Origin of the sequence: Roseivivax sp. THAF197b (assembly GCF_009363255.1) — a bacterium.
Lineage (GTDB): Bacteria > Pseudomonadota > Alphaproteobacteria > Rhodobacterales > Rhodobacteraceae > Roseivivax.
Map to the genome: position 1 here is coordinate 88311 of NZ_CP045318.1, position 9190 is coordinate 97500.

The following is a 9190-nucleotide window of genomic DNA, read 5'->3' on the forward strand; positions in this document are numbered from 1 at the left end:
GGCCCCGGGTAATCGGAATTGGGAACAGAATCCAGCCAAGCTCGTTCAGCTTAGATATGTCTGCCAAGATAACCCAAAAATACCGATTAATCACAACGCAGGGAGAGTGACGATGTCCGATGACAAATCCGCCGGTAAAACCGATAGCGGACCCGTAGAGCGGTCCACCAAGGGCGAAGCAGCCAAGAAACCGTCGAACGCGGCGCCGTACGTACTGGGCGGCGCGGCGATCGCGATCGTGGCCGTTGCGCTGACCGTTGCGCAAACCCGCGATGGTGGCGGGGAGGCCGAGGGCGGCGAAACCCAGATGGCCGCGGCGGAGACATCGTCAGAGGGCGAAAGCGGTGATGCGATGGCAGCATCGTCCGAGACGTCCGATGAGAACACTGCCGAAGGTGGTGACAGCGGTTCGGAAGACGGCGCAGACGCAGCGGCGGACGGCGAGAGCGCAGACGCAGCAGAGGGCGCGGAAGACAGCGCCGAGAGCGGCTCCTCTGAAGGCGAGACGCCGGGCGAAGACTCCGGTTCTGCGGATGCCGAAGGCGAAGCTTCCGCCGAATCCGAGGGCGCCGCTGCCGAGGCTGATGGCGAAGCAGATGCTGCCGCCGCGTCGGAAGGCACGGGCAGCGCCGAGGGCGGCAATGAGGCTCCCGCTGAGGGCGAAGCTGCTGAGTCGTCCGATAGCGCGGCCAGCGAAGGCGAGACCGGTGCCGAAGCCCCCGAGGGCGAAAGTGAAGCCGAAACCGAGACGGCCGAAGGCGAGGCAGCGGATGTGTCCGAAGCGTCCGGCAACAGCTCCGACAGCGAACAAGCCGCATCGAGCGCTGAGCAGGAAAACGCAGCCTCGGACGGCGCGGCGGAAGATGCCGGGAGCACCGAAGGCGACACCGCCGAGGGTGGCGATACCGCTGAGGGCACGGAGAGTGCAGAGGGCGGCGAAGGCGAAACGGCCCGTGCAGCCTCCTCGGAAGGTGAAGCTGCCGAAGGCGATGGTGAAGCTGACAGCGGCGCAAGCGACGGCGAGTCCGCCGAGGCAGATGCCGCGAGCGACACGGCTGATGAAAGCGCATCCGCCGATGCAGGCAACACGGATGCCGCCGAAGCCGAAGAGGGTGCAGCAGAAGGGTCCTCGGACAGCAGCGACAGCGCTGAGGCAACCGAAGCGGAAGACGGCAACACCGATGCAGCCTCGCCCGAAAGCGGCGAAAGCAACGGTGACGCGGCCGAAAGCGAAAGCGCTGACGCGGAAGGCAGCGGCGCGGAAGCCGAGGACAGCGCGGACGCTACCGCATCGGGTGACAGCGCAAGCGGTGACGAAGCGGCCGCCGAGGCATCTTCGGATAGCAGCGACACTGCCGAGGCCGAAACCTCCGAGACTGCATCGAGCGACAGCGACGCCTCGGACAGCGGATCGGAAGACGGCGAAACCGCCGCGTCTGGCGAAACCGATACGGCCAATGCGGACGGCGAAGGCGACACCTCGGAAAGCGCTCAGGCCTCCGACGCCGCCAGCGCATCGGGTGACAGCGCGGAAAGCTCCGAGCAATCGGACGCAGGCGATACCGCCGATGCGGGCGCTTCCGAGGAAAGCGGTGACGCGTCCGAGAGCGAAAGCGCTGATGCTTCCTCCGAAGGTGACGCTTCGGGATCGGATGACGCGGAAAACGCGGAAAGCACCTCCGAGACCGAGACTGCCAGCTCCGGCAATGGCGACGCGTCGGACAGCGGTGAAAGCGACGCGATGGCAGCCGAGCTCAGCAATGAGCAGATCGACGAGCTGACCGAAATCGCGACGCAAGCCGCGCAAGCCGCGCGTGCCGCACAGCAAGCGGCGGATGACGCCCGTGCTTCGGCCTCCGAAATCCAGTCTGCCGCGGATGAAGCGGCCGCAGCAGCCCAGGAGGCTGCAGATGCTGCCGCGCAAGCCTTCGAGCGGCTGCGCGAGGCGAGCGAGGCCATCGGTTCGTCCGACGACTGACGCGACCGTCGGACGTCATCAAGACCTCATGAAAGGGCATCCCTCCGGGGGTGCCCTTTTTTTGGTGTTGCATTCTTGCATCATGAAAACGGACCCCCATTTTATCCCAGAGGCTCCGCAACATGATGTGCCGCCTGTCGGGCATCGCAACGGACGGAGCGCTTGTAAAAAGGAGAGATCCAATGAACTTGGAGAAGTTCACGGAACGCGCACGAGGGTTCATTCAAGCCGCGCAGACCATCGCGATGCGCGAAAGCCATCAGCGCATCACGCCCGAACACCTGCTGAAAGCCCTGCTCGACGATGAAGAGGGGCTGGCCACCAACCTGATCACTCGCGCGGGCGGTGCACCGGATCGCGTGCGCCAGGCGCTGGAGCTGTCGATTGGAAAGCTGCCGAAAGTGTCGGGCGATGCGGGGCAGGTTTTCCTCGATTCTGCCACGGGCCGGGTTCTGGACGAGGCCGAGAAGGTCGCGACCAAGGCGGGCGACAGCTTTGTGCCGGTCGAACGCATTCTGACGGCACTCGCCATGGTGAAAAGCCCGGCGAAGGACGCGCTGGGCGCCGGTGCGGTGACCGCGCAGAACCTCAACGCCGCGATCAACGACATCCGCAAGGGCCGGACCGCCGACAGCGCCAATGCCGAGGAAGGCTATGACGCGCTGAAGAAATACGCGCTCGACCTCACGGCACGGGCCGAAGAGGGCAAGATTGACCCGATCATCGGCCGCGACGAGGAAATCCGCCGCGCCATGCAGGTCCTGTCGCGCCGCACGAAGAACAACCCCGTTCTGATCGGTGAACCGGGCGTCGGTAAAACGGCGATCGCCGAAGGTCTCGCCCTGCGGATCGTCGACGGCGATGTGCCCGAAAGCCTGCGCAACAAGCGGCTCATGGCGCTCGATATGGGTGCGCTCATTGCCGGTGCGAAATATCGCGGTGAGTTCGAAGAACGGTTGAAGGCCATCCTGAAGGAGGTCGAGGCCGCTGCGGGCGAAATCATTCTCTTCATCGACGAGATGCACACGCTTGTCGGCGCCGGGAAGGCCGATGGCGCGATGGACGCGTCGAACCTTCTGAAGCCTGCGCTTGCGCGCGGGGAGCTGCACTGCATCGGTGCGACCACGCTCGACGAATACCGCAAGCACGTGGAGAAAGACGCAGCCCTGGCTCGCCGCTTCCAGCCACTGATGGTGCAGGAGCCGACGGAAGAGGACACCGTGTCAATCCTGCGCGGCATCAAGGAAAAGTACGAGCTGCACCACGGCGTGCGCATCTCCGACAGCGCGCTCGTCGCGGCGGCGCAATTGTCGAACCGCTACATCACCGACCGCTTCCTGCCGGACAAGGCCATCGACCTCATGGACGAGGCCGCGTCGCGTCTGCGCATGGCGGTGGACAGCAAACCCGAAGAGCTCGACCAGCTCGACCGGCAGATCCTGCAATTGCAGATCGAGCAGGAGGCGCTGAAGAAGGAAGACGATGCCGCCTCCAAGGACCGGCTGGCCAAGCTTGAAAAGGACCTCGCCGATCTTCAGGAGGAATCCGCGCAGATGACTGCCAAGTGGCAGTCCGAGCGGGACAAGCTCTCGAAGTCGCGCGAGCTGAAGGAACAGCTGGACCGGGCGCGGGCGGATCTCGATATCGCCAAGCGGCATGGTGACCTGGCAAAGGCCGGTGAGCTGTCCTACGGCGTGATCCCCGGCCTCGAGAAGGAGCTGGCGGAAGCCGAAGGTGCCGAGGACGGGGATGTCATGGTCGAAGAAGCCGTGCGGCCGGAGCAGATCGCCCAGGTGGTCGAACGCTGGACCGGTATCCCCACCTCCAAGATGCTGGAAGGTGAGCGCGAAAAGCTTCTGCGCATGGAAGATGGCCTGCACAAGCGTGTCATCGGTCAGGATCAGGCGGTGCGCGCCGTGGCCAATGCGGTTCGTCGGGCGCGTGCGGGGCTCAATGACGAGAACCGTCCGCTGGGATCGTTCCTGTTCCTCGGGCCCACAGGTGTCGGCAAGACCGAGCTGACCAAGGCCGTCGCGGAGTTCCTGTTCGACGACGACAACGCGATGGTGCGCATCGACATGTCGGAGTTCATGGAAAAGCACGCGGTCGCCCGTCTGATCGGCGCGCCTCCGGGCTATGTGGGCTACGACGAAGGCGGTGTTCTGACCGAAGCCGTGCGGCGGCGTCCTTATCAGGTCGTGCTGTTCGACGAGGTCGAGAAGGCGCATCCGGACGTGTTCAACGTTCTGTTGCAGGTGCTCGATGACGGCGTGTTGACCGATGGTCAGGGCCGCACCGTGGACTTCAAGCAGACGCTGATCGTGCTGACGTCGAACCTCGGCTCGCAGGCGCTGAGCCAGTTGCCCGAAGGGTCGGATAGCGGCAAGGCCAAGCAGGACGTGATGGATGCGGTGCGGGCCCATTTCCGCCCCGAATTCCTCAATCGTCTGGACGAGACGATCATCTTCGACCGCCTCAAGCGCGAGGACATGTCGGGGATCGTGGACATCCAGCTTGGCAGATTGATCAAACGGCTTGCGAGCCGGAAGATCGGGCTCGAGCTCGACGAGGCTGCGAAGTCCTGGCTTGCCGATGAGGGATACGATCCGGTCTTCGGTGCGCGTCCGCTCAAGCGCGTGATCCAGCGCGCCTTGCAGGATCCCCTCGCGGAGATGCTGCTCGCGGGCGATATCGGGGACGGCACGACCATTCCCGTCAGCGCCGGTGCGGATGGCCTGATCATCGGCGACAAGATCGCCGCGTCGAACCGACCGCGCCCGGATGATGCCGTCGTGCACTGATCCCGCGCTTATCTAGGCAAATGACCGCCCCGCTGGACCCTGTCCGGCGGGGCGTTTGCATTTCATGCGACAAAATTATGCGAGCCGGGAAAATCCTGGCGATTTGATTCCGATAATGCTGGGGGGTGATTGCGTCGGCGCATTACGGTCAATGCGATGTAATTGCACTGACTTCTTTTCCAGATCCAAGGTTTGAACCTATGTCACGCCGGTATTTCCGTTGTCCCAATTGTGAGCACCGATTGCGGTTCAACACGGCGGCCTGCAGCATCTGCGGCACAGGCACCCCGTTCATGAACAGGCTGTCGGTTATCCTGATCTCCGTGGGATTGGTCCTTGTCCTACTCTTCGGGATCGCGGGCGTCATGAGCTGACCGCTCTTAGGCCAGGGGCTGCAAGGCGAGGACCGCCCCGCAGCAGTTGGTTTCGGAGGTTACGGCATCAGAACCGAGTCGATCCGGTGGATCACGCCATTGGACGCGGTGATATCGGCCTGGGTGACAGTGGCATTGTCCACGCGCACGCCATGGGTGCCGTCAATATCGACATTGCTGCCCTCAACCGTCGCAACCGACAGCTGCTGCCCGACCAACTGATCGGAGGTCACCGCACCCGGGACCACGTGGTAGGTCAGGATGGAGACGAGCGTGTCGCGATTGTCCGGCATCAGAAGCGTCTCGACCGTGCCCGCGGGCAGTTTTTCGAACGCGGCATTGGTGGGCGCGAAGACGGTGAACGGCCCGTCGCCCTGCAATGTCTCGACGAGCTCCGCAGCTCCGACGGCGGCGACGAGGGTCGAGAACTGATCGTTCGTCGACAGGACGCCCACAATGTCGGGCTGGCTGGTCGTTGCCATGGGCGAACACGCGGCGAGCGTGGTGAGACCGGCGGCAGCGGCCAATCCAATGAGAGTACGGCGGTTCATGATGGTCCTCCTTCTATCGTGTTCAGAAAGCCGGGGCGCAGAGAGCCCGCGCCCCGCCAGCGCCCTTACATGTCGGGCATGATCACCTGATCGATCACGTGAATGACTCCATTCGACGCCTCGATGTCGGCGGTGGTGACGGTGGCGTCGTCGACCATGACGGTGCCGTCCGCGATCGAGATCGTGACATTGCCGCCCTGGACGGTCTCGGCTTCCATCCCGTCGGAAAGATCGCCCGACATCACCGCGCCCGGCACCACGTGGTAGGTCAGGATCGCGGTCAGCTGATCGAGGTTCTCTTCCATGAGCAGGGTCTCGACCGTGCCCTCGGGCAGTGCGGCAAAGGCATCGTCTGTGGGTGCGAAGACGGTGAACGGGCCGTCACCTTCCAGCGTCTCCGTCAGGCCGACCGCGTCGATGGCGGCGGCCAGCGTGGTGAAGCTGCCCGCTTCCGCAGCGGTTTCGAGGATGGACTTTTTCTCGGCATGTGCGGCACCGAAGGCGGTGGTGGCCGTCGCGGCCGCCGCAAGGGTCATGGCAAGGTATGTTCTGCGAAGCATCGATCTCTCCTGAGCGTTGTCCGACGCGCGTTCTGCGCGTCTGCCGTTGCTACGGAGATCTGCTGGGCTTGGTTCACCTCACGCGCGCGTCATGGGCGGGTGAGCGCGCATTGACGAGGCGTCGGGCACGCCTAAGCCGCCGGGTTTCCGGCGGTCCAATAAATGATACGTGACGCAGCGTCAGCTTGCCGTGATCAATCCATGCCGATCGCGGTGCGGGCGATATGGCTCAGAAGGTCCTCGACCTCCTTCATCCGGCCTTCCGGAAAGCTCTGAAACCCGATGGTCGTGACTTCGGGATTCTCCTCGGTGACCATCACGAAGATGTCGTAGGGACAATAGGCGAGGTTGATGGGATCCGCCTCCATCACCTTGCGCGACACGATGGCCGAGCAGAACGAGAAGACCTGCGCGTTCCGGTAGATCGTGATGTCCGATCCGACATCGGCCCGCGTCCGTTCCAGCATGTCACCGACCGAGTGCACGCTGTCGACAACAAGGCCCTGTCCGAGGATCGCGTTCTCCAGCCCGAAGACCACGTCATCGAAGCTTTGGGACGTCTCGTAGCTGATGACGTCACCGGCATGCGCCATCCCACCCATCACCGATATCGCAATGGCCATCAGTCGCATACGCTCGCTCCTTGTGTCGCAGTCTTCCTGCCGCGCCATCTTTATGCACCCGGGGGGCAGCTACGGCAATTGTTCTGATGACACGGGCGGTTTTGCGTCTTTCGTTACAATCGGCCACGGACATTTGACGCGGGTTGTTTTGGTCACGCTCCATCGGTCGCCTACCTAAGAAGCGACTGAATAGCAGGAGACCCGAGAGCCATGGCCTATCGCTGGACGAACGACCTGACCCGTGCGGATGCAACGCCGGAGCGGCTGTTTCTAAATCGCCGTCAGATCATCGCGGGGCTGGCCGCGGGGACAATGCTGGGCGGTCTGCCCAGGGGCGCGCGCGCACAGGACGCGCTGGAGCCCAATTCGTGGGAAGAGATCACGAGCTACAACAATTACTATGAGTTCGGGACCGGCAAGGATGACCCTGCGCGCTATGCCGACCAGCTGACGACGGAGCCGTGGTCCGTCACCATTGACGGGCTCGTGGACAATCCCGGCGACTACGCCTTCTCAGATATCATGTCCGAGATGACCATCGAGGAGCGGATCTACCGCTTCCGCTGCGTCGAGGCCTGGTCGATGGTCGTGCCGTGGAACGGGTTCGAGCTGGCCGATCTTCTGGACATGGCCGGTGTGCAGGAAGGCGCGCGCTATGTCGCCTTCGAGACGCTCCTGCGTCCTTCCGAGATGCCGGGCGTCGCGCGCCCGGTGCTCGACTGGCCTTATGTCGAGGGCCTGCGTCTCGACGAGGCGCGCCATCCGCTGACGATCATGGCCACGGGCATTTACGACCGGCCGATCCCGAACCAGAACGGCGCGCCGCTTCGTCTCGTTGTTCCGTGGAAGTACGGGTTCAAGTCGATCAAGTCGATCGTGCGCATCACCCTGACCGACGAGGAGCCGCCCACCAGCTGGAACAAGGCCAATCCCGGCGAATACGGTTTCTACTCCAATGTGAACCCGAACGTGGATCACCCGCGCTGGAGCCAGGCGACCGAACGCGAGATTGGCGGCGGGCTGTTCTCCCAGCGCAAGCCGACCCTCATGTTCAACGGGTACGAAGACGAGGTCGCATCGCTTTATGACGGCATGGACCTGACGGAGAACTTCTGATGACGCTGGTGGACCGTCTGAATGGCTGGGCGCGCCGGCTGCCTGTCTGGTTGGTCTACCTACTTGCTGCGCTGCCTGCGCCGTATCTCTTCTATATGGGGCTGACGGGTGGCCTCGGTGTGGAGCCGATCGAGGTTCTGGAACATGAATATGGCGAGATCGCGCTTCAGCTTCTGATCCTGGGTCTCTGCATCACGCCGTTGCGGCGCCATCTCGGGCTCAACCTGATCCGGTTCCGCCGGGCCATCGGTCTTCTGGCCTTCTACTATCTGTCGCTGCACCTGTTGGTGTGGCTCGTCCTCGACGTGCAGATCCTGAGCCAGATCTGGGCCGACATTCTGAAGCGTCCCTATATCACCGTCGGGATGGCCGGGTTCCTGTTACTCGTGCCGCTCGCGCTGACGTCGAACAACTGGTCTGTTCGAAAGCTCGGGACTCGTTGGCGGCAATTGCACAAGCTGACCTACGCGGCGGCCCTTCTGGGTGGCCTGCATTTCGTCATGTTGCGGAAGGGATTCCAGCTGGAGCCGCTGATCTACCTCGGTGTGATCGCCCTTTTGCTGATTTTGCGACTCGATTGGCGGGCGATTCCGAGGCTGAATCGCGCCTGATTGCGGTCTTCGGCCCTACTGAGGCGACGGTGCCCGGATAGCTGCCGGATTTGCGGGCAAGCTAGGGGAAGAAGATTGCGTATTGACGCGAGGTCCGCGAAAGAAATTTGCCACAACGCGCTGAAAACATAGAAAAATCGGGAAATTCGGAAAAAATGCGATTTTCTTCGATTTTCCACTTGCGGGTTTGAGTGGGTAGCCGTAGAAGCCCCTTCACCGGCGGCGCTGAGGCGCGGTTGGGACGCCAGACGGGGCGGCGCTGAGGCGGAGACGCTGAGGGGTTGGGTTACGAGGCGGATAACATTAGAGGCAGATCTGGGCGGGCGCGCCGTTTAAGTTAGGGCGCAACGGTCTGGTTTTTGTCTCTGGCTCTTTGACATTGCTGGTATCTGAAGAGATATGTGGGCGGTTTGGTTCGTTTCGATGGATCAACGTCTGTATATCGCGCTCTTAGGACTTCGGTTCGATGATAGAGTGTCAGCTTCACTGTTTGAACGGACTTCGGTTTCCATTGGAAACTGATGTACATCAAACAGATGACTCATCGATCCTTAGCCGGATCGATGGATGTGCAGA

The 9190-nt window shown here is 62.8% G+C and carries 7 protein-coding genes; 4 read left to right on the forward strand and 3 right to left on the reverse strand.

Translation table 11 applies throughout. From position 1 onward, the window contains the following. Positions 1–112: 112 nt before the first annotated feature. Complete coding sequence (locus FIV09_RS00440; protein ID WP_152448135.1) at positions 113–1978, forward strand: hypothetical protein; 1866 nt, start codon at positions 113–115, stop codon at positions 1976–1978. A gap of 182 nt (positions 1979–2160) precedes the next feature. Then, complete coding sequence (gene clpB / locus FIV09_RS00445) at positions 2161–4779, forward strand: ATP-dependent chaperone ClpB (protein WP_152448136.1); 2619 nt, start codon at positions 2161–2163, stop codon at positions 4777–4779. A gap of 433 nt (positions 4780–5212) precedes the next feature. Here clpB and FIV09_RS00450 read toward each other — a convergent pair whose 3' ends face one another. From FIV09_RS00450 to FIV09_RS00460, 3 genes are all read right to left on the reverse strand, one after another. Further along, the gene (locus tag FIV09_RS00450; RefSeq protein ID WP_152448137.1) at positions 5213–5704 is read right to left on the reverse strand and encodes a fasciclin domain-containing protein; all 492 of its coding nucleotides are present in this window, start codon (positions 5702–5704) and stop codon (positions 5213–5215) included. A gap of 65 nt (positions 5705–5769) precedes the next feature. Then, positions 5770–6264 (reverse strand): fasciclin domain-containing protein, encoded by a 495-nt coding sequence (locus tag FIV09_RS00455; RefSeq protein ID WP_152448138.1) that lies wholly within the window; start codon positions 6262–6264, stop codon positions 5770–5772. A gap of 194 nt (positions 6265–6458) precedes the next feature. Further along, positions 6459–6896 carry a DUF302 domain-containing protein gene (locus FIV09_RS00460; RefSeq protein ID WP_152448139.1) on the reverse strand — a complete coding sequence of 146 codons (438 nt, stop codon included), beginning with the start codon at positions 6894–6896 and terminating at the stop codon, positions 6459–6461. A 201-nt stretch (positions 6897–7097) separates the two neighbouring features. Here FIV09_RS00460 and msrP point away from each other — a divergent pair, with 201 nt between their 5' ends. Then, on the forward strand, positions 7098–8003 hold the full coding sequence (gene msrP / locus FIV09_RS00465) for a protein-methionine-sulfoxide reductase catalytic subunit MsrP (RefSeq protein WP_152448140.1): 906 nt from the start codon (positions 7098–7100) through the stop codon (positions 8001–8003). Further along, positions 8003–8614, forward strand: coding sequence for a protein-methionine-sulfoxide reductase heme-binding subunit MsrQ (msrQ, locus tag FIV09_RS00470; protein WP_152448141.1), 612 nt, complete (start codon positions 8003–8005; stop codon positions 8612–8614). The genes msrP and msrQ overlap by 1 nt, the downstream gene beginning before the upstream one ends. The last annotated feature ends 576 nt before the right edge of the window (positions 8615–9190 follow it).

What these genes read in the sequence shown, in the direction of transcription:
- msrQ (WP_152448141.1), top strand. Translation starts at nt 8,003, where the DNA reads ATGACGCTGGTGGACCGTCTGAATGGCTGGGCGCGCCGGCTGCCTGTC.
- FIV09_RS00460 (WP_152448139.1), bottom strand. Translation starts at nt 6,896, where the DNA reads ATGCGACTGATGGCCATTGCGATATCGGTGATGGGTGGGATGGCGCAT.
- clpB (WP_152448136.1), top strand. Translation starts at nt 2,161, where the DNA reads ATGAACTTGGAGAAGTTCACGGAACGCGCACGAGGGTTCATTCAAGCC.
- FIV09_RS00450 (WP_152448137.1), bottom strand. Translation starts at nt 5,704, where the DNA reads ATGAACCGCCGTACTCTCATTGGATTGGCCGCTGCCGCCGGTCTCACC.
- FIV09_RS00455 (WP_152448138.1), bottom strand. Translation starts at nt 6,264, where the DNA reads ATGCTTCGCAGAACATACCTTGCCATGACCCTTGCGGCGGCCGCGACG.
- msrP (WP_152448140.1), top strand. Translation starts at nt 7,098, where the DNA reads ATGGCCTATCGCTGGACGAACGACCTGACCCGTGCGGATGCAACGCCG.
- FIV09_RS00440 (WP_152448135.1), top strand. Translation starts at nt 113, where the DNA reads ATGTCCGATGACAAATCCGCCGGTAAAACCGATAGCGGACCCGTAGAG.